An 18,486-nucleotide genomic window follows, 5' to 3' on the forward strand; every position below is an offset into this window, starting at 1 on the left:
TTGATAAATCAAATATACGTATTTAAAATTTCATTTAAAAAGCTGTGCTAAAAAAGTCAAAAAACAAAAAGCTTGCAAACATTAAATTTGCAAGCTTTTGTATGTTTTGATCTTCGATCTGGTAGCCCGTAGGGGAATCGAACCCCTGTTACAAGAATGAAAATCTTGCGTCCTAACCCCTAGACGAACGGGCCGTTTTGTTATTCGGTGTGCAAATATAGGATTATAAATATTAAATACAAAAAAAATAAAAAAAATATGGGACAAATTTTTCAATATTATTTTTACGTTGAAAAATTAAATCTTGATTCAGATGAACGAATTGAAAAAATAAGGAATATCAAGAGATTAAACTGAGCATAATTAGCATCATACACAAAAACAGCTTATCGCGTATGATGCTCTTTGTACTTTTAAAATTTTGAGAATTTTGACGTTTCCATGTCCGTGAAGGAGGCCACCTTTTGATAATGAATGCTGTCTTTGCTGCTTTTAAAGAGGGTAGGGAATACCAATCCATTACCGATATCTTTGTATTCATTAATCAAGTAGCTTGTGCCGTGCAGATCAATTTGTTTAATTAAACCTGATTCTTGATTAACATAAATATTTCCGGAGCTACCAAGAAAACTCCCAAACTCCATTTTCTGGAGTTTTTCGGCATTGATGATTTTACTTTCAGTTTCCGAACTCAATGAAGAGTTTACAATATTAACAGGAAGGGCAAGTAGTTTCAAGTCGATCGCATATTGTTTCGTTAAATCAGTTGCCAAGTGTTGGTATTGATCTATTGGAAGCTCAGAGCCGCTCTCATTGTAAACATGTTGGATCTGCTTGTTCTGCACGTTCATTAAAACAACAAGATTCTCCTGTTCTAAGGCACCCTCAAAGCGAATGTTTCCTGATTGTTTGTCTAATAAAAACTTTCTATCTCCTGTGATTGAAGGAAATTTGCTCTGCCCTGTTACGGTAAACATGATGTAACGGGTATCTTCCCATTTTGGTTTGCCTCCCGCGCTAGCCCATATTTTATCAACTATATCTTTTGATTGAGCCTGTAAGAGGTCTGTTGAAAAAATGGAGGCAGTAAAAATTATATAGAAATAGAAAACTATTTTCTTTTGATATTTCATTTTGCTGAAGTTTAATAGGGGATTAACCTTTTAGGATTAACATGTACCTAATCTATGCCCAAAGTTATGTACTCGGGCAGGAATATTTAATACCGTACGATTTAGTATCACACGATTAAAAGACAATTGTTTCATTGAATCAATCATCGGAAATATTAACAGGTAATGTTTCATAGTCCATGATTATCAAAAACAATACCATTAATGGTACCGTTTTTTAATGGTTCTTTTGGATCAAGGCCATTTGAATTGCTGTAATTGCGGCTTCTTCGCCTTTGTTTCCGTGAATTCCTCCAGATCTGTCTAAGGCCTGTTGTAAGTTATCTGTTGTTAGAACGCCGAAAATTACGGGTTTAGTATATTTTATACCAACTTGCGCCAGACCAGAAGCTACAGCTTGACAAATAAAATCAAAATGACGGGTTTCTCCTTGAATCACACAGCCCAAAGTAATTACTGCGTCTACCGAGTTATCTCGCAAGGCAAGGTCACTTCCGGAGATTAATTCATAGCTACCTGGGACTTCAATAAGTTTGATGTTTTCTTCCAAAGCACCATGATTTATTAAACCCTCGAATGCTCCTTTTAATAAGGAACCGGTCACTTGTGCATTCCATTGCGATACCACGATGGTAAATTTCAAGTTTTCAGCATTTCCTACTTGAATGTGTGAAAAGTCGGAAAGATTCTTTAAACTGCTAGACATACATTATAAAATAAAAATGGGCTATCGAAAAGATAGCCCACAAAGATAACTAATTTTTTCCTGACTAGTTTTTTGCTTGCACTCTAGCGATAAAACTGTCTATTGTTGTTGATTCTGAGCTCTCAGGGTATTCATCTCTGATTCTCTGATAAGCAGATTCAGCGTTTTTAAAGTCTTGAAGTTCTTCATATACCAATCCTAGTTTCTTCAAGAAAAGAGGAGTTGTGAATGCGTTTTTTGACTTGTCAGCGGCTTGTTTATAATAACTCGCTGCTTTATCATAAATTTTTTCTTCTGAATACGCATCACCCAGTAAACCGATGATTAATGGATCTAGGATTTCACTTCCGGTTTCAGTATATTTTTCTAAATATTTAATGGCATCTTTGAAGTTTTTCTCACGTAAATAAAGCCCTCCTAGGTATGCATTGGCAATATTTGCAGATTTGGTATTCGAATACTCATCTGCGATTTCTTTAAATCCAGGGAATGATCCGTCACCATCTATTGCTTTCTTTTGTAAAGAATCGATTGTTGCATAATATTCCGCTTGGAACATTTGTGCACCTGCTTTTTCTGCTCTTGGAGCAAGATATAATTTTTGGTACCCTATATACAGCAGAATCAAAACAATGATACCTGCGATAATAAAGATGATACTCTTTTCATTTTCTTGAAAAAAAGATTTCTTCGATCCGGATTTTACGGTGGAAGAAACGTTTTGTTTATTTTGTGACATTCTTAGTTTTAATAGATTACGGAACGCAAAAATACACTTTTAATGAATATTTGCAATATTTTATGGAAAATTAAGTGGTCTTTGTTTCTTTTGCCATTAGAATTTCTTTGTCCAACTGCTCATAAATTGAGTTTTGACTCAAAAATTCAGGTACCATTACCTTCATCTGCCTTACAATATCTAGGTGGTTAGAGGACTCTAGTCCTTTTGATAAATCTCTTAATTCGTTCTTAACCGATTGAAAATCATTGTTTCTCACTTTTGCGATCATGATTTTTTCATGGTGCGTTTGGATCGTATTTTCCAGGTCATTTAACAATTCTTCGTAAAGTTTTTCTCCAGGCCTTAGTCCAGTGAATTTAATTTCAATATCTTTAAAAGGGATATAACCGGAAAGACGAATCATTTTTTTGGCAAGATCCACGATCTTAACTGATTTTCCCATATCGAAAACAAAAATTTCTCCTCCTTGTCCCATGTTACCAGCCTCAATGACCAGCTCACAAGCCTCCGGTATGGTCATAAAATAGCGTGTTATATCGGGATGGGTGACCGTAACAGGTCCCCCTTTTTCAATCTGATCTCGAAATCGAGGGATAACCGAACCATTGGACCCTAATACATTACCGAAGCGAGTGGTTATGAATCGGGTAAATTTAGTGCCATTTTGTGTAGAAAGGTGATTGTTTAACGATTGTACATATTTTTCGGCGATCCTTTTGGTAGCGCCCATAATATTGGTTGGATTTACGGCTTTATCGGTAGAAACAAATACAAATTTCAGTACATCAAATTCTACGGAAAGATTGGCAAGCAGGTGAGTGCCAAAAACGTTGGTTTTTACGCCTTCACTTGGATGATTCTCCATCATTGGAACATGTTTGTAAGCCGCTGCATGATACACATAATGAGGCTTAAATGTTTCAAAGAGCTCGCGCATGCGTTTCTCGCTTCGAACGTCTGCGATAAATGTGTGGTAGATTTGATTCTTAAATTGATCCTGCAAATCCAGTTGCAGGTTATGTAACGGGGATTCTGCTTGATCACACAGGATGATCATTTGAGGCTCATATTTTCCTAATTGTTTGGAAATTTCACTTCCAATCGAGCCAGCCGCTCCTGTTACTAAAACACGTTTTCCTTGCAGTTGATCTAGGAGTTTTTCATTGGAAATTTGAATAGGGGCCCGCTCCAACAGGTCTTCAATTTTTACTTGTTTAATTTGAGCGGGAGATAAATCTCCATTCATGATTTTATTTACAGGAGGAAGAGTTAACACGGTCACACTATGCTCAAGGGCCATGTCTATAATGTTATTTTTGGTGTCAATGTCGATATTCGATGAGGCTATTATCAACTCATCTACTCCATACTTTTTGATGACTCGTGTGAAATCTTTTGATCCGTAAATCTTCAATCCATCAATGGACTTTCCAATTTTCTCCTCGTTGTCATCAATGTAGGCCACGATACTTTTTTCGGCCCGAAAATCGTGTTCAAATGTCCGTTTTACTGCGATTCCTAAATCGCCAGCACCATATACGATCGCATTTTTTCTCCCATTTTTTGTAGACTTGGTGTATTGAAAAAAGATTTTGATACAAGTTCTATAGGTCGTTAAACCAGTAAATGCAAACAAAGCATAGATAATGATTAGGTTGGTCGGAATGTTTAAGGGGATTGCCAGAGCTATACAAATCAACTTGGCAATAAACATAGTGATCGAGGTAAATACAATTACCGATAGGATTCGTATGGAATCCACTGCGCTGGTATAACGTACAATTCCACTATAGAGTTTAAATATTAAAAAGGATATTGCCGTCAGGGTCATACAGAAAAGGAACTCAATGGAAAAGTCCACTTTGGAGAATGAATCTATTTTAAAGTTGTTAAATAGCGTGTAGGCAAATAAAAACGCACAAGCAGAAATGGCTATGTCAAACATGAAAATAATCCATCTTGGAACAATCTTGATGTGATTCAAAGGCTTTAGTAGTTTCATTGCGACAGGTTAGTATGCAAACGTAACATAAATTAATTTTAATATTCGAATAATTACCAAATATAATCCATTATGACTATTTTGTAGAAATTATATTGCGAATTTTTATCTAGAATTATTTTTTAGTGAAATGATAAATGTTACAAAACTGGCCCAAACAGGAGTCTTGCAGCCTAAAGAATCGTTATTAAGCAAAGGAAATAAAATGGACAGATTAACCATTGGAATTCCAAAAGAATATACTTTTCAGGAAAACAGGATAGCCTTAACTCCCTTGTCGGTTGGCTTACTTGTAGAGCATGGCCATGAAGTTATTTTTGAGAGCGGTGCAGGTTTGGCTTCTAATTTTCTGGATCACCATTATAGTGAGCAAGGCGCACGGATTGTATACGATAAAAAAGAAGTCTATTCGGCTGATATTATTATAAAAATTTCAAGTCCTACCTTGAAAGAGGTTGATTTGATGAAAAACAGACAAGTCTTATTTAGTTCTCAACAACCCTCATTAATGAATTTTGATGTACTCAAAGCATTGATGAAAAAACAAGTTACGGCCTTGTCTTTTGAATATCTTCAAGATGAGGGTGGTCACCTATCCGTGGTCCGGGCGATGAGTGAGATCGTCGGCACCACTTCTGTACTCATTGCTGCAGAATACCTCTCGAATGTTTTTGAAGGGAAGGGATTGATGCTGGGTGGAGTGACGGGAGTTCCTCCGACTGAAATGGTCATCATAGGCGCGGGAACCGTCGGCGAGTTTGCGGCACGTACAGCGATAGCCTTGGGCGCTCAGGTTAAGGTGTTTGATAGCTCGGTATACAGGCTTCGTCGCTTGCAAAGTAATGTTGGTTCACGCGTTTTTACGTCGGTTATTCAACCGCTGGTGTTAAACAAAGCCGTCCGAACTTCGGATGTGGTAATAGGAGCGGTTCGTGCTAAAAATGGACGCACTCCTTGTCTGATTTCAGAAGCTACTGTTTCTAAAATGAAACCCAATTCTGTGTTAATTGATGTTTGCATAGATCAAGGGGGCTGTTTTGAAACCTCTCAGGTCACCAATCATGAACGGCCTGTTTTTAAAAAGTACGACGTGATTCACTACTGTGTTCCAAATATTGCCTCCCGAGTAGCAAGAACCGCTACCTATGCTTTAACCAATATTTTCACGCCCATCCTGTTGGAAATCGCTGAACTCGGAGGAATGAACAATATAATTTGGTCCAATCAGGGTATTCGAAGTGCCGTTTATCTTTACCATGGAAATTTAACCAACAAAGATATGAGCGAAAAGTTTAACCTCCCTTGCAAGGATTTAAACTTAATGGTCATGACAAATCTATAAACAATGAGAAACCTACTTATTTTAATTTTAAGCATGTTAGCAGTTCAAGTTCAGGCGCAAAACCAGGGGGTGAAGAGTTATTTATACGGAGCACAACAAATTCCAGGTTCCAGTAAAACCTTAGATGAACTTGATGAGAAACTAAAACCCAAACTTTATTCCTATGTATTGGAAAACCAGGATAAGAATTTGGTTTTTTTAGTCATTCCAGGGGGCGGTTATAGCGGAGTAGCCATTAACCATGAGGGACACGATGTAGCCAAAAGGCTAAATGAAAACGGTTATTCTGCCTATGTTCTGGATTACAGGCTTCCAAATGAACAAACGATGCTAGACAAGCGCTTTGGGCCTCTTCAGGATGCGCAATATGCGATGCGTACTATTCGTCAAGAAAATAAGGGCAAAAAAGTGGTTGTCATCGGTTTCTCGGCTGGTGGTCATTTAGCGGCTAGCTTATCGACCTTGTACAAGCATCCACAAACCAAAGCCTTAAAAAAGGTGAACCTTAGACCTGATTTTTCTGTATTGTGTTACCCTGTCATATCAATGAACGATTCCATCACGCATAGCGGTTCCAAGAAGAATTTAATTGGTCCGGATTTCGATCAAAAAGATGTGGAATTCTTCTCCACTGAAAAACAGGTTAGCAAAGAGTCTCAACCGACATTTTTGATGAGTGCAAAGGATGATAAATCAGTGCCTATCGAAAACAGTTACCGTTATCAAAGGAGCTTAAACCGTTACGGAATACCCAACACACTTTTCACTTATGAACAAGGGGGACATGGATTTGGTCTGGTTAACAAAACAGACACAAGAGATTGGTTTACCGCTATGCTCGATTGGCTACCTACTGTTAATTGATCAAAATTTTTAGGAATATTTTTCCGATTTGAAAGGATGGAAGTGAGAGATGGAAATCGCCACTCTCGCGTTTTTTTCGAACCTAAGGACAGGATATTGAATCATGTGAAGGGTGAGGAGTTCATGGCCCAGGACCAACTCGTTATAGAACCCTCTAAAACGAATTTCCTTTATCCAAAATTCTGAGTCTTTGTCTGGACTGATCTGGATGTGCTCTTGCTTTATACCAATTGGGCCCTTAATGACTTGGTGGTTAAGGTTAAGCATTTTTGCCTGATCGAGACTTAGGATATTACTTTTTGAGAGAAGTCGGGCGGTATAAGGGTGTTCGGGCGTATGATAAAGATCCTTTGGATTGCCTTGGTCCGTTATTTTTCCATTTTTCATGACAATCAGGTAATCTGACATCGCCAAAACCTCGGTCGGATCATGCGAAACTAAAATTATCGTAAGACCGGTCTGATTAACAATCTGCTGGATATCGTGCTGTAACTCATCACGAAAAGCTGCATCAACCTGGTTGAAAGGTTCGTCCATTAGCAACACTTCAGGCTCATTGATTAATGCCCTTGATATGGCTACCCGTTGTTTTTCTCCGCCACTCAGATCCGCCACTCTTTTTTGGGCCAAATGGTCAATTTTTAGCTTTTCAAGAACTTCTTGTGTCTTGCTCACTTTTAATTCCAGATTGGTATTGGATAGTTGCGAGGCTATATTGTCCCAAACTTTTGCATATAGGTTTAAATCATCAAATCCTTGAGATACCAATTTCATGGCATTATGTCCTGGTATAAGTTTGTCTTTGCGGGTTGGGACTAGCCAACCCTGATAACGTACTTCACCAGTACTGGGTTCTAATAAACCATAGATCAATTTTAATAGACTCGTTTTCCCGCTTCCCGATTCACCAATGATCGCCGTAATTTTTCCTTGTTCGATCGCAAAATTGACCTCATCGACCGCCTTAATAATTCCGGCACCTTCAAACGCACAACTCAGATCTTTTCCCTGAATCAAAGGTAGATTAGGTACTTGAACATCAGAAAAAATAGGTTGACAAGAATTTTGTTGCTGCGCCATAAAAAATGTCGGGCTTTTGGACCCGACACAAAAATACAGTTTTGATTTCGATTTTCTATTAAAAGCCAAGGGTTAGACCAAAGGCAATATTTCGCAAGCCCTTTTGATCTGGACTTTTTTCAAATAAGTCGTTCATGTAATATTTACCGAAAAAACCAAAATTATCGTAGCCTACACGGACAAAAGGCCCATATTGAAAGGTTTGAAAGTTATAGGTGTCCTTAAATTTCTGTTTTCCATTTTCATTAGATTTTAATCTCTGGGTACCTTTTAATAACACACCTGTCATTGCACCTATGGTGAATTTCACCCGGTTACCGTTATTGAGTTTTCCGGATCTGAATTCAAAAGCCAGGGGCAGTCTAAGGTAGGTGGAGGTTAAGACATTCTTTTTGTAATGGGCATCCGCATCCAGAGGCTCATAACTCAGTGGAGTTTTATTCTCTACTAACAGAATATCTTGTTCTAGTCTCCAGTAATTCCATTCAAAACCGGCTGAAAGATATACTTTAAATTTTTCAGAAAATCTTAATCCATATTGCGCAATATCAAATCCAAAATTGGAGGCCTTTTTATAGCTTAAAAACTTGTTTGGTTCTGAAAGAGTGAAACTTCCACCGTCGGATAGTCGCGAGAATCCCCAATCAATCCGCGTGAACGTAATTCCGCCAAAACTTCTGGGGTAAGTTATTTTCTTTTCCTTAGAATTCTCATCATCATCATCATCGTCTTTGCCTAGATTAATGTCAATGCTCATCGATTCTAAAACGGAATCTTTTTTTGTTTTTTCTTCCTGTTGCGCAAAGCTAACAGAACTGATCGTCAGGAGCGCAATCCCTGTTGTGAGTATTTTTTTTACTTTCATATTTCTTGCATTTTTTTCTTTGTTGTGGCTATTGGATTGGTTAAATCAATTGTTATAGTTCCTTCTTCGTCTTGATCAAATCGTATGTCTTTATCCACCAGGTTTATGTTTTCTGAGACTTTATTTAAAAGTTTAATCATTATATTCCGGCTGGTCTTCCCTTTCGATTCAACCCTGGAATAACTTCGGTTTTGCTCATCAAAGTCTGCTTGAATACGTTGGATGGTAAGTTCCCTGGTTGGAATCTCTTGCAAACTAAGGATTTCTGGTTCAGAGAGCTTCTGTGGACTGACCGTTTGGTTTTTAGCTAAGTGGTCGATGCGTAGGCTTCGCGGAAGCTTTTTTTGGCTTTCTGAGGAAGAGGCAAACTGATATTCGTTTTTTCGCACAGCCTTTTTGTCTACATTTTGAGCTTGATTTTCCTGTATTTCTTGCACGCTAGATGTAGGCTCGCTGGGATTCAATTCGATCTGATCAACTGTTCCTTGTGGGCGCGATGCGGTATTATCCGTTCTTTCTTTAATTGATTGCTGGAATTTATTTTTTTCGTTTTCTGTATTCCAAAAAATCTTAAGTGTAAACCCCAAACAAAGTAGCAGAGACGCAGCAAGTCCAATTCTTTTTAAAAGCACTATTTTTCTTATTCCTGCGTTCTCTTTGCGCTCCAATTCCTGCTGGATACCTTGCCATACCGAAGGTGGGGGAGGGAGCTCGTGCTCTCTAATCTTGGCCGCAATCTGTTTATCTAATTCGTTCTCTTTCATTTTGAAAATTCCTCCGTTCTTTTTATTCTTTCTCTCAGCCACGCTCTGGCCCTGAAAAGTTGTGACTTAGAACTACTCTCATTGATGTTTAACATGTCGGAAATTTCTTTGTGATTATAACCTTCAATAGCGTAGAGGTTAAAAACAGTCCGGTATCCGATGGGTAACTGTTGAATGATGTTCAGTAAATCTTTATAGTTTACATGATCCAAAGAATTGGCTTCTTGAATATCAATTTCTGGATGATCAATTATCTTCTCGATTGAAAAAAAGTTTATTTTGTTTTTTCTATAATGCTCAATTGCTGTGTTGATGATTATTCTTCGTATCCATCCCTCCAAGGATCCTGTCCCTTTATAGGAGTTAGTTTTAGTGAATACTTTGATAAACCCATTTTGTAAGATGTCTTGTGCTTCAGCCGCATCAGGAGCGTATCGTAGACACAGACTATACATTTTAGCTGCAAATAAGTTATAAATCTCATTTTGAGCTTGACGATCATTTGATTCGCATTTTTCCCATAAGCGTGTTATTTTCGAAGGTTCCAAATTAGTCTGGTTTATTACAAGACGTCGTATGTGAGGGAAGAGTTGCTTGGGGTTGAAATTATTTTGAAATAATTTCAATTTCCCGGCTAAATTCTGAGAGAATTTTGATCTGCACGATCATTGCATCATCTGGAATTAGACCAGCAATCTTTTCTGGCCATTCTACAAAGCAATAATTTCCTGAATAGAAATATTCCTCATACCCCAAGTCAAGAGCTTCATCTTCATGCTTAAGGCGGTAAAAATCAAAATGATACACGGGCCCTTCAGGAGACTCATATTCATTAACAATAGAAAATGTTGGACTTGAGGTATGCTCTTTGACACCCAAGTGTTCACAGATCGCTTTAATGAATGTGGTTTTACCAGCCCCCATTTCTCCTTTAAATAAAAATACTTTTTGATCGGTGGTATTTTTTAATAACCAGGTTGCGGCTTTGTTTAATTCTGTTCTGTTGGCAACGTGAATTTTCATTTTTGAGCAATTATTTTGGATTGTATGTAATAAAAGGAATGATCATTTCCTCCATTGAGATACCTCCATGTTGGAATGTTCCATTGAAGTAGTTGACAAATTGATTGTAATTGTTTGGGTAGACAAAATAGGTGTCCTCCTTGGCAAATACAAAGGTTGAACTCATGTGAATCCTTGGAAGCCCGGCCTCCAGTGGGTTTTTAATAACAAAAACATCTTTGCCGACATAATTTAGGTTCTTTCCTTGTTTGTATCTTAAATTTGAATTGGTGTTGCGGTCCCCAATGATTTTGCTGGGTTTTTTCACCCGGATTGTTCCATGATCAGTGGTGATAATTACCCGAACCTTTTTTTGGGCTAGCCATTTCAAAGCTTCCAATAGAGGCGAGTGTTCAAACCAAGATAAGGTAAGCGAACGATAAGCGGCCTCATCGTTGGCAAGTTCACGAATCATCGCCATATCCGTACGGGCGTGTGAGAGCATATCGACAAAATTGTAAACCAATACATTTAGGTCATTCTGCATCAGTTTATTGATGTTTTCCAGCACTTCCTTTCCCTGTTCCATGGTAATGATTTTCGTGTAGCTGTGTTTGATCTCTGGACGATAAACTCGTTTTATTTGATCCGCTAAAAACACATCCTCGTAGAGGTTTTTACCTCCTTCTTCTTCATCATTCTGCCATTGGTTTGGAAACCTTTTTTCCATTTCTAAGGGTGTTAGTCCGCTAAAAATAGCGTTTCTGGCGTATTGGGTCGCTGTGGGAAGAATGCTGTAGTAATGATCCTCTTCCTCCATCCGGTAATATTCGGAGATGACCTCATTGATGATTTTCCATTGATCGTATCTCAGGTTATCAATTAAAAAAAAGAAGGTTGGTTTGTCAGCTTCCAATTTTGGAAAAACTTTCTTCTTAAAAAGTTGATGCGAAAAGGTGGGGCCATTTTCTGGATTCTTCATCCATCCGATGTATTCTTTTTCGATAAACTTGGAAAACAAGAGATTGGCTTCAGACTTTTGCATGGTTAAAATCTCATGCATTCCGGCATCATCTAATTTTTCCAAGGCAATTTCCCAATAAAGTAGTTTTTTGTAGGCATCAACCCATTGGCGATCATTCAAATTGTCATTCATCCGCATACCCAGTTCCAGGAATTCTTGTTGGTAGGCCATGGAGGTTCTTTGAGAAACCAATCGCTTATTCTCAGTGAACTTTTTAATGGTCAGTAGAATCTGTTTCGGATTTACAGGTTTAATTAAGTAATCATCTATTTTTGCACCAATGGCCTCTTCCATTAAATGTTCCTCTTCATTTTTAGTTACTAAAACCATGGGAATAGAGGGATTAATTGCCTTTAGTTTGTTTAAGGTTTCCAGTCCAGTAAGCCCGGGCATGTTTTCATCTAAAAAAACCAAATCAAAGGGTTCTTCTCGGAATGCTTCCACTGCATCAGCACCGTTATTTACGGTTTTTACTTTGTAATCTCTTTTTTCTAATAACAAAATATGGGGTTTCAAAAACTCAATTTCGTCATCAGCCCAAAGGATATATATTTTCTGCATGTTTCTAGCTACTTTATGGAGCTAATTTACATTTTTTTATACGATTTTGTGTTAATTATTGCCTGTAAGTGGGGTTCAGATTAATAAGATTGTTTCCAATTTGTGTTTTTTTTATGAAGTAAATATGGTGAAACCGGATGTTTGCTAGTTGATTTTGAATCCTCATCTTCGAAGATTTTACCTGAACAAAACACGTTCTGGTGAATTGCGTTGCGGCTTGGTATCCTTTTTAACATAATACCGCCCACATGGGAAATAATTTGCTTCCGTTTTTAAGACTTTATCTTTTCCCTAAAAAGCCTGTTAGGTTGCGCCAATACCCTGTTTTATGCATTTTGGTTATATAAAACCAAATTTTCTGAGTTATTATTTCAAGTTTTTGTGATTTTTGAACTCATTTTTTTAGCTAGTCCACACTGTTTTCCAGGGTCAGGAAGAAAATTGATTGATTTTGAATTATTTTTAACATTAATTAAGTACCATGTATGTATCTTTGCGCGTAACTTAGTTTTAATCATATTTAAAATTAAATTTGTAAAGAGCTAAGTTTTAATCACTTTAATACATTTGAATAAGAAAAAGATAATAAATGATCCTGTATATGGTTTTGTAACGATTCCCTCAGGTTTTATTTATGACCTCATCCAACATCCTTACTTGCAAAGGCTTCGTTACATAAAGCAAGTTAGTATGACACATCTTGTATATCCGGGAGCTTTACATACTCGATTTCAACATGTTGTTGGCGCGATGTATTTAATGTCTCTGGCTATTGAGACCCTTCGGGGGAAAGATATTTTAATTTCAGCGCAAGAGGAAGAGGCTGCTTTGGTTGCTATTTTACTGCATGATATTGGTCATGGTCCATTTTCGCATTCTTTGGAACATACCTTAGTGGAGGGTGTTTCACATGAATTGATATCATCTTTGTTGATGGATAAATTGAATGCAGAATTTCATGGACGGTTGGATTTGGCTATTACGATATTCAATGACCGTTATCCACGTAAATTCTTACATCAATTAGTCTCGAGCCAATTGGATACGGATCGAATGGATTACTTGAATAGAGATAGTTTTTTTACTGGAGTTTCCGAAGGGGTTATCTCTTTTGATCGACTTATCAAAATGCTCAATGTTCAGCACGATCAACTCGTTGTGGAAATTAAAGGGATATATTCTGTTGAGAAGTTTTTGATTGCCAGAAGATTAATGTATTGGCAGGTATATCTGCATAAAACGGTTATCGCCGCCGAGCAAATGTTAATTAACGCACTTGCTAGAGCAAAAGAATTAAGTGCTCAGGGCGTGCATTTATTTGCCACACCTGCTCTTGCGCATTTTTTGAATAACACCATCAATCTGGATTGTTTTCTAGCTGATGAGTCGCATTTAAACTGGTTTACTCGTTTGGACGATACGGATATTCTCTCAGCGATTAAGATTTGGGCGGATCATGAGGATCAGATTTTAAGTATGTTGTGTTCAAAAATCATTCATCGGGAGTTATTTCGTACCGAGATGAGCAGTGTACCTTTTTCTGAAGATTATATTCTGGAATTAAAGCAAAAAGTGATCGAAAAATTTGGTATCAATGAGCAGGATTTGGGGTATTTTATTTATCAGGGGGTTGTTGGTAATCGTGCATACGATACATCGGTAAGTAAGATTTGTGTTTTGGATAAGGATGGTGATTTAAAGGATATTACGCAAGCTTCAGATTTGTCAAATATAGAAGCATTGGCTAAAAGGGTTGAAAAATATGCAATTTCCTATCCTAAGGAAATTGGATTTATACCAGCTCGCCATCAAACAATAATTAATACTTAAATTTAGTTTTATTTAATGCAATTTACTGCTGAACAAATAGCGACATTATTAAACGGGGAGCTCCAGGGAGACTCTGCGAAGGTGGTGGATCAACTTTCTAAATTGGAAGAGGCTACATCTTCGAGTTTGACATTTTTAGCCAACCCCAAGTATGAACATTATATTTATGAGGTACAAGCCGGCATTATTGTGATTAATGAAGATTTGGTTCTTCAAAGGCCTGTTAGCTCAACTTTAATTCGTGTTAAGAACGCTTATACCGCCTTTACCGAGTTATTAAAATTATACAATGAACTGCGTTTTGATAGGAAAGGGATCGATGAACAAGTATATATTCACGAATCAGCTACCCTAGGAAAGGACCCATATGTGGGTGCCTTCACCTATATAGGAAAAAATGTTAGAATAGGTAATCAGGTAAAAATATATCCCCAGGTTTATATCGGGGACAATGTGGTCATTCAGGATCAGGTCATTATCTTTCCTGGTGTGAAGATTTATGAGGAATGTAAAATTGGTCATCAGGTCATCATCCATGCTGGCTCTGTCATTGGAAGTGATGGATTTGGTTTTGCTCCCAAGGATGATGGATCGTATGAAAAAGTTCCACAAATCGGTAACGTAGTTATCGAGGATAAGGTAGAAATCGGAGCCAATACGGTTATCGACCGCGCTACGCTAGGGTCGACAGTTCTCAAACAAGGGTCTAAACTTGATAATCTTATTCAGATTGCTCATAATGTCGAGGTTGGTTATAATACAGTAATCGCGGCGCAAACCGGGGTTTCCGGGAGTACTAAGATTGGTAATCAAGTTGTTCTGGGAGGTCAGGTCGGGGTAGTGGGGCACATTAACATTGCAGATGGCAGTCAGATTCAAGCACAATCTGGTGTCAATAAAAGCATTAAAGAAGAAAACAAGAAATGGGGAGGAAGCCCTGCTTTTCCCTATCAAAATGAATTGCGATCTCAAGTTTTATACTCAAAGTTACCTGAGTTAGAAAGACGCTTGAGGGAGCTTGAAGAGCAATTAAAAGAGAGAAATAATAGCTAACTTTACCGGAAAATTTTTGCAAAAACACGAATGTTAGATATGAACGTAAAACAAAGAACCATTAAATCTGATGTCCATTTTTCTGGCGTTGGGCTTCATACGGGCAAACAAGTTAACGTCACCTTGAAACCAGCAGCTGAGAATCATTGGTATAAGTTCAAACGCGTAGATTTAGATGGTCAGCCAATTGTTTGTGTGGATGTAGACAATGTGTCTAATACCGCCAGAGGAACAACCATTACACAAAATGGAGCTTCTGTCAGTACAATCGAACATTTGATGGCGGCCTTGGTTGGTTTACAATTGGATAATGTACTGATAGAAATTGATGCACCCGAGGTCCCTATTTTGGATGGAAGTTCGGCTATCTTCATTGAGAAAATTCAAGAAGTTGGATTTTTTGAACAGGATGGCGATCGTGATTTTTTTGAAGTCATTGACAATATACATTATACCGATCCTGAAAACCAGGTTGAAATTGTTGCGATGCCTGTTGATGGTTACCGGATTACCTGTATGATCGATTTCAACTCTCCGGTACTTGGAAGTCAGCATGCATCTATCACAAACATTGAGGAATTTAGTAAGGAAATTGCTGCCTCAAGAACATTCTGCTTCCTGCATGAACTGGAAGCCTTAGTAAGCCAGAATTTAATAAAAGGGGGTGATCTATCGAACGCAATTGTGATTGTAGATCGGGAAGTAGAGGATGGTGAATTGGAAAAACTTCAAGGATTATTTCATAAAAAAGTAGAAGTAGCGCAAGAAGGTATTTTAAATAATATTTCTTTACGCTATCAGAATGAACCAGCCCGACATAAATTGTTGGATATGATTGGTGACTTGGCTTTGGTTGGTAAACCTATTAAAGGACATATCATGGCGGCGCGTCCTGGACATGCTGCAAATGTCGCTTTTGCCAAACGAATCAAAGCCCAGATGAAACGAGAGAAAAACAAAAAGAATGTAAAGGTGTATGATCCCAACACACCTCCGGTTTATGATACCGTGCAAATCATGGAAATTTTACCTCATCGTCAACCCTTTTTGATGATTGATAAAATATTGGAACTATCTGAAACCCATGTTGTAGGTTTGAAAAATGTGACCATGAATGAAAATTTATTCATGGGTCATTTCCCAGGAGCTCCTCTATTTCCAGGTGTTCTGCAGATTGAGGCCATGGCTCAGACAGGTGGAATCTTGGTGCTAAACACCGTGCCTGATCCTGAAAATTGGTTAACGTTGTTTTTGAAAATTGAAAATGCAAGATTCAAAAATCAGGTTGTACCTGGTGATACTGTTATCTTTAGCTGTGAATTATTAGAGCCCATCCGTCGTGGGATTGCACGGATGAAGGGTGTCGGCATGGTTGGAGATAAAGTCGTGAGCGAGGCGGAATTAATGGCTCAAATAGTTAAGGTCAAAGGATAAAAAATTAAGAATGATACAACCATTATCATATATACATCCTGATGCAAAAATTGCCCAGAATGTCGTAATTGAACCTTTTTCAACGATCCATAAAGATGTGGAGATTGGAGAGGGCACTTGGATTGGCTCCAATGTGACCATCATGAATGGTGCACGGATCGGTAAAAATTGCCGAATCTTCCCAGGCGCTGTCATTTCAGGTGAACCTCAGGATTTAAAGTTTGAAGGGGAAACCACAGTCGCAGAGATTGGGGATAATACTACCATACGAGAATGTGTGACTATAAATCGTGGTACCAAAGATCGTTACAAAACCTCGATTGGAAAAAATTGTCTAATTCAGGCCTATAGTCATATTGCGCATGACTGCATCATCGGCGATAATTGTATTTTTTCAAATTCCAGCACGCTCGCTGGACATATCACTGTAGGAAACTATGTCGTGCTTGCGGGAATGGTTGCTGTCCATCAGTTTTGTAATATTGGCTCGCACGCCTTTGTAACCGGGGGTACCTTGGTTCGTAAGGATGTCCCTCCATATATTAAGGCTGCTCGCGAACCGATTTCTTATGCAGGGATTAATTCAGTGGGCCTTAGAAGAAGGGGGTTTACCAATGAGCAAATTACAGAGATTCAAAATATATACCGTGTTTTATTTGTCCAACACAGTAATCTAGGTAAAGCGTTGGATATTGTGGAAACCGGGTTTGAGGCTACTGAACTCAGGGATGAGATTCTTGGATTCGTTCGGGCTTCTAATCGTGGAGTTGTTAAAGGGTTTGGACAAGGAAGATCAGGAATTTAACTATTAATGAATTGATTATTTGAAAATAACGCTACAAAATATTGGTAGGAGGTATAACCGAGAATGGATTTTTAGATCACTTGATTATACCTTTTCTTTTGGCAAAAGTTATGCAATTCTTGGACCTAATGGTTCTGGAAAATCAACCTTGATCAAAGTGCTTAGTGGCTCGTTGAGCCCAAGTGAAGGCGAGTTACTTTACGAGCATCAAGATAAAAAGGTAGATATAGAGCACATCTACCAAAGGATTAGCCTTGCCGCACCTTATGTCGAGCTCATCGAGGAATTTACGTTGGATGAACTGATCACCTTCCATTTTAAATTCAGACCTTTCTTACCTGGATTCGATAAGAACCTATTGAAGGAGCGTTTGGGATTCTCTGATTCTGTTTTTCATAAGGAAATCCGTTTTTTTTCCTCAGGAATGAAACAACGCGTAAAACTTGCCTTGGCCTGCCTGTCGGATAGTCAAATTTTATTGTTGGATGAACCGACCAGTAATTTGGATCGAAACGCAGAACAATGGTATTTAGAGCTGCTCGAGGATTGCAAATCGAATCGTATTTTAATTATAGGCTCCAACCAAGAAATTGAATACGACTTTTGCGAGGAATATCTGCAAATAATGGATTACAAATAAGCTTTTCATCGTGATTTTTGCTATTTTTGTGTATAGCAATAATAAATCATATGTCAAAAGCTTCAGAAGTTAAAAGTGGAAATATACTTCGTTTTAACGGAGAACTCGTTGCGGTAGAAGAATACATTCACCGTACCCCAGGTAATTTACGTGCGTTCTATCAAGCTAGAATGCGTAATATCAAAACTGGAAAATTAGTAGAATATAGATTTAGGACAGACGAAGAGGTAGAAATTGCTCGTGTTGAAACGAATGATTATCAATATCTTTATGATGAAGGTGATTTCTTTGTTGTCATGGATAATAATACCTATGAGCAATTCAACATCCCAAAAAACTTATTTGGCACAACAGCTCGTTTCTTAAAAGAGGGAATGAATGTTATTGTTGCCTTCGAGAGTGATGAGCCTATTATGGCACAAGCACCGGCCAATGTTGAGCTTGAAATAACCTATACGGAACCAGCGGTTAAAGGAGATACTTCAACCAGTGCACTTAAAAATGCTACGGTGGAAACGGGAGTTGAAATTAAAGTTCCTTTGTTCATTAATCAGGGGGACCGGGTGAAAGTGGATACGCGCACGGGGGATTATATTGAACGCGTGAAATAAATTAAAATGAATCCTATTTTTTAGCTAG

The 18,486-nt window shown here is 38.0% G+C and carries 18 protein-coding genes and 1 tRNA gene; 8 read left to right on the top strand and 11 right to left on the bottom strand.

Going from position 1 to position 18,486, the window contains the following annotated elements; all coding sequences use genetic code 11:
• Positions 1-119 precede the first annotated feature (119 nt).
• The 5 genes from AC6CHH_RS12090 to AC6CHH_RS12110 form a co-directional block, all read right to left on the bottom strand.
• A tRNA-Glu gene (locus AC6CHH_RS12090) sits at positions 120-194 on the bottom strand.
• A 219-nt stretch (positions 195-413) separates the two neighbouring features.
• A complete protein-coding gene (locus AC6CHH_RS12095; protein ID WP_498283179.1) occupies positions 414-1,133 on the bottom strand; it encodes a hypothetical protein in 720 nt (239 codons plus the stop codon).
• Positions 1,134-1,350: 217 nt separating this feature from the next.
• Positions 1,351-1,839 carry a 6,7-dimethyl-8-ribityllumazine synthase gene (ribH, locus tag AC6CHH_RS12100; protein ID WP_498283181.1) on the bottom strand — a complete coding sequence of 163 codons (489 nt, stop codon included), beginning with the start codon at positions 1,837-1,839 and terminating at the stop codon, positions 1,351-1,353.
• A 64-nt stretch (positions 1,840-1,903) separates the two neighbouring features.
• Positions 1,904-2,578 carry a tetratricopeptide repeat protein gene (locus AC6CHH_RS12105; protein WP_498283183.1) on the bottom strand — a complete coding sequence of 225 codons (675 nt, stop codon included), beginning with the start codon at positions 2,576-2,578 and terminating at the stop codon, positions 1,904-1,906.
• Between the two features lie 70 nt (positions 2,579-2,648).
• Positions 2,649-4,583, bottom strand: coding sequence for a polysaccharide biosynthesis protein (locus AC6CHH_RS12110; protein ID WP_498283185.1), 1,935 nt, complete (start codon positions 4,581-4,583; stop codon positions 2,649-2,651).
• 130 nt (positions 4,584-4,713) lie between these two features.
• On the opposite strand from AC6CHH_RS12110, the gene AC6CHH_RS12115 reads away from it, so the two are divergent.
• Entirely contained in the window at positions 4,714-5,925 is a 1,212-nt protein-coding gene (locus AC6CHH_RS12115; RefSeq protein WP_498283187.1) for an alanine dehydrogenase, read from the top strand.
• Positions 5,926-5,928: 3 nt separating this feature from the next.
• Positions 5,929-6,789, top strand: coding sequence for an alpha/beta hydrolase (locus AC6CHH_RS12120; RefSeq protein ID WP_498283189.1), 861 nt, complete (start codon positions 5,929-5,931; stop codon positions 6,787-6,789).
• A gap of 9 nt (positions 6,790-6,798) precedes the next feature.
• Here AC6CHH_RS12120 and AC6CHH_RS12125 read toward each other — a convergent pair whose 3' ends face one another.
• From AC6CHH_RS12125 to porX, 6 genes are read right to left on the bottom strand one after another with little or no spacing between them, the layout of a single operon-like run.
• Positions 6,799-7,869: an ABC transporter ATP-binding protein gene (locus tag AC6CHH_RS12125; protein WP_498283191.1), complete on the bottom strand. Its 1,071-nt coding sequence runs from the start codon at positions 7,867-7,869 to the stop codon at positions 6,799-6,801.
• A gap of 58 nt (positions 7,870-7,927) precedes the next feature.
• A complete protein-coding gene (locus AC6CHH_RS12130; RefSeq protein ID WP_498283193.1) occupies positions 7,928-8,734 on the bottom strand; it encodes an outer membrane beta-barrel protein in 807 nt (268 codons plus the stop codon).
• Positions 8,731-9,498 carry a hypothetical protein gene (locus tag AC6CHH_RS12135; protein ID WP_498283195.1) on the bottom strand — a complete coding sequence of 256 codons (768 nt, stop codon included), beginning with the start codon at positions 9,496-9,498 and terminating at the stop codon, positions 8,731-8,733. The genes AC6CHH_RS12130 and AC6CHH_RS12135 overlap by 4 nt, the downstream gene beginning before the upstream one ends.
• Positions 9,495-10,046 (bottom strand): RNA polymerase sigma factor, encoded by a 552-nt coding sequence (locus tag AC6CHH_RS12140; protein WP_498283197.1) that lies wholly within the window; start codon positions 10,044-10,046, stop codon positions 9,495-9,497. The genes AC6CHH_RS12135 and AC6CHH_RS12140 overlap by 4 nt, the downstream gene beginning before the upstream one ends.
• Before the next feature lie 58 nt (positions 10,047-10,104).
• Positions 10,105-10,521 carry a tRNA (adenosine(37)-N6)-threonylcarbamoyltransferase complex ATPase subunit type 1 TsaE gene (tsaE, locus tag AC6CHH_RS12145; RefSeq protein WP_498283199.1) on the bottom strand — a complete coding sequence of 139 codons (417 nt, stop codon included), beginning with the start codon at positions 10,519-10,521 and terminating at the stop codon, positions 10,105-10,107.
• Positions 10,522-10,531: 10 nt separating this feature from the next.
• Positions 10,532-12,085 carry a T9SS response regulator signal transducer PorX gene (gene porX, locus AC6CHH_RS12150; RefSeq protein WP_498283201.1) on the bottom strand — a complete coding sequence of 518 codons (1,554 nt, stop codon included), beginning with the start codon at positions 12,083-12,085 and terminating at the stop codon, positions 10,532-10,534.
• Positions 12,086-12,652: 567 nt separating this feature from the next.
• Between porX and AC6CHH_RS12155 the strand changes: the two genes are divergently transcribed.
• The 6 genes from AC6CHH_RS12155 to efp are packed head-to-tail and all read left to right on the top strand — an operon-like array spanning position 12,653 to position 18,458.
• Positions 12,653-13,915, top strand: a complete 1,263-nt coding sequence (locus tag AC6CHH_RS12155; protein ID WP_498283203.1) for an HD domain-containing protein — start codon at positions 12,653-12,655, stop codon at positions 13,913-13,915.
• Positions 13,916-13,930: 15 nt separating this feature from the next.
• Positions 13,931-14,968, top strand: coding sequence for a UDP-3-O-(3-hydroxymyristoyl)glucosamine N-acyltransferase (gene lpxD, locus AC6CHH_RS12160; RefSeq protein WP_498283205.1), 1,038 nt, complete (start codon positions 13,931-13,933; stop codon positions 14,966-14,968).
• A gap of 39 nt (positions 14,969-15,007) precedes the next feature.
• A complete protein-coding gene (locus AC6CHH_RS12165) occupies positions 15,008-16,402 on the top strand; it encodes a bifunctional UDP-3-O-[3-hydroxymyristoyl] N-acetylglucosamine deacetylase/3-hydroxyacyl-ACP dehydratase (RefSeq protein WP_498283207.1) in 1,395 nt (464 codons plus the stop codon).
• Positions 16,403-16,412: 10 nt separating this feature from the next.
• Entirely contained in the window at positions 16,413-17,207 is a 795-nt protein-coding gene (gene lpxA / locus AC6CHH_RS12170) for an acyl-ACP--UDP-N-acetylglucosamine O-acyltransferase (protein ID WP_498283209.1), read from the top strand.
• Between the two features lie 19 nt (positions 17,208-17,226).
• On the top strand, positions 17,227-17,847 hold the full coding sequence (locus AC6CHH_RS12175) for an ABC transporter ATP-binding protein (RefSeq protein WP_498283211.1): 621 nt from the start codon (positions 17,227-17,229) through the stop codon (positions 17,845-17,847).
• A 50-nt stretch (positions 17,848-17,897) separates the two neighbouring features.
• Complete coding sequence (gene efp / locus AC6CHH_RS12180) at positions 17,898-18,458, top strand: elongation factor P (RefSeq protein WP_498283213.1); 561 nt, start codon at positions 17,898-17,900, stop codon at positions 18,456-18,458.
• The last annotated feature ends 28 nt before the right edge of the window (positions 18,459-18,486 follow it).

This window comes from Sphingobacterium sp. GQ94 (genome assembly GCF_059758715.1).

Excerpts from the sequence above, each read along its gene's own strand:
- AC6CHH_RS12110 (WP_498283185.1), bottom strand. The coding sequence starts at position 4,583 with ATGAAACTACTAAAGCCTTTGAATCACATCAAGATTGTTCCAAGATGG.
- porX (WP_498283201.1), bottom strand. The coding sequence starts at position 12,085 with ATGCAGAAAATATATATCCTTTGGGCTGATGACGAAATTGAGTTTTTG.
- lpxD (WP_498283205.1), top strand. The coding sequence starts at position 13,931 with ATGCAATTTACTGCTGAACAAATAGCGACATTATTAAACGGGGAGCTC.
- AC6CHH_RS12120 (WP_498283189.1), top strand. The coding sequence starts at position 5,929 with ATGAGAAACCTACTTATTTTAATTTTAAGCATGTTAGCAGTTCAAGTT.
- efp (WP_498283213.1), top strand. The coding sequence starts at position 17,898 with ATGTCAAAAGCTTCAGAAGTTAAAAGTGGAAATATACTTCGTTTTAAC.
- AC6CHH_RS12130 (WP_498283193.1), bottom strand. The coding sequence starts at position 8,734 with ATGAAAGTAAAAAAAATACTCACAACAGGGATTGCGCTCCTGACGATC.
- AC6CHH_RS12105 (WP_498283183.1), bottom strand. The coding sequence starts at position 2,578 with ATGTCACAAAATAAACAAAACGTTTCTTCCACCGTAAAATCCGGATCG.
- ribH (WP_498283181.1), bottom strand. The coding sequence starts at position 1,839 with ATGTCTAGCAGTTTAAAGAATCTTTCCGACTTTTCACACATTCAAGTA.
- AC6CHH_RS12095 (WP_498283179.1), bottom strand. The coding sequence starts at position 1,133 with ATGAAATATCAAAAGAAAATAGTTTTCTATTTCTATATAATTTTTACT.
- AC6CHH_RS12135 (WP_498283195.1), bottom strand. The coding sequence starts at position 9,498 with ATGAAAGAGAACGAATTAGATAAACAGATTGCGGCCAAGATTAGAGAG.
- tsaE (WP_498283199.1), bottom strand. The coding sequence starts at position 10,521 with ATGAAAATTCACGTTGCCAACAGAACAGAATTAAACAAAGCCGCAACC.
- AC6CHH_RS12125 (WP_498283191.1), bottom strand. The coding sequence starts at position 7,869 with ATGGCGCAGCAACAAAATTCTTGTCAACCTATTTTTTCTGATGTTCAA.
- lpxA (WP_498283209.1), top strand. The coding sequence starts at position 16,413 with ATGATACAACCATTATCATATATACATCCTGATGCAAAAATTGCCCAG.
- AC6CHH_RS12165 (WP_498283207.1), top strand. The coding sequence starts at position 15,008 with ATGAACGTAAAACAAAGAACCATTAAATCTGATGTCCATTTTTCTGGC.
- AC6CHH_RS12115 (WP_498283187.1), top strand. The coding sequence starts at position 4,714 with ATGATAAATGTTACAAAACTGGCCCAAACAGGAGTCTTGCAGCCTAAA.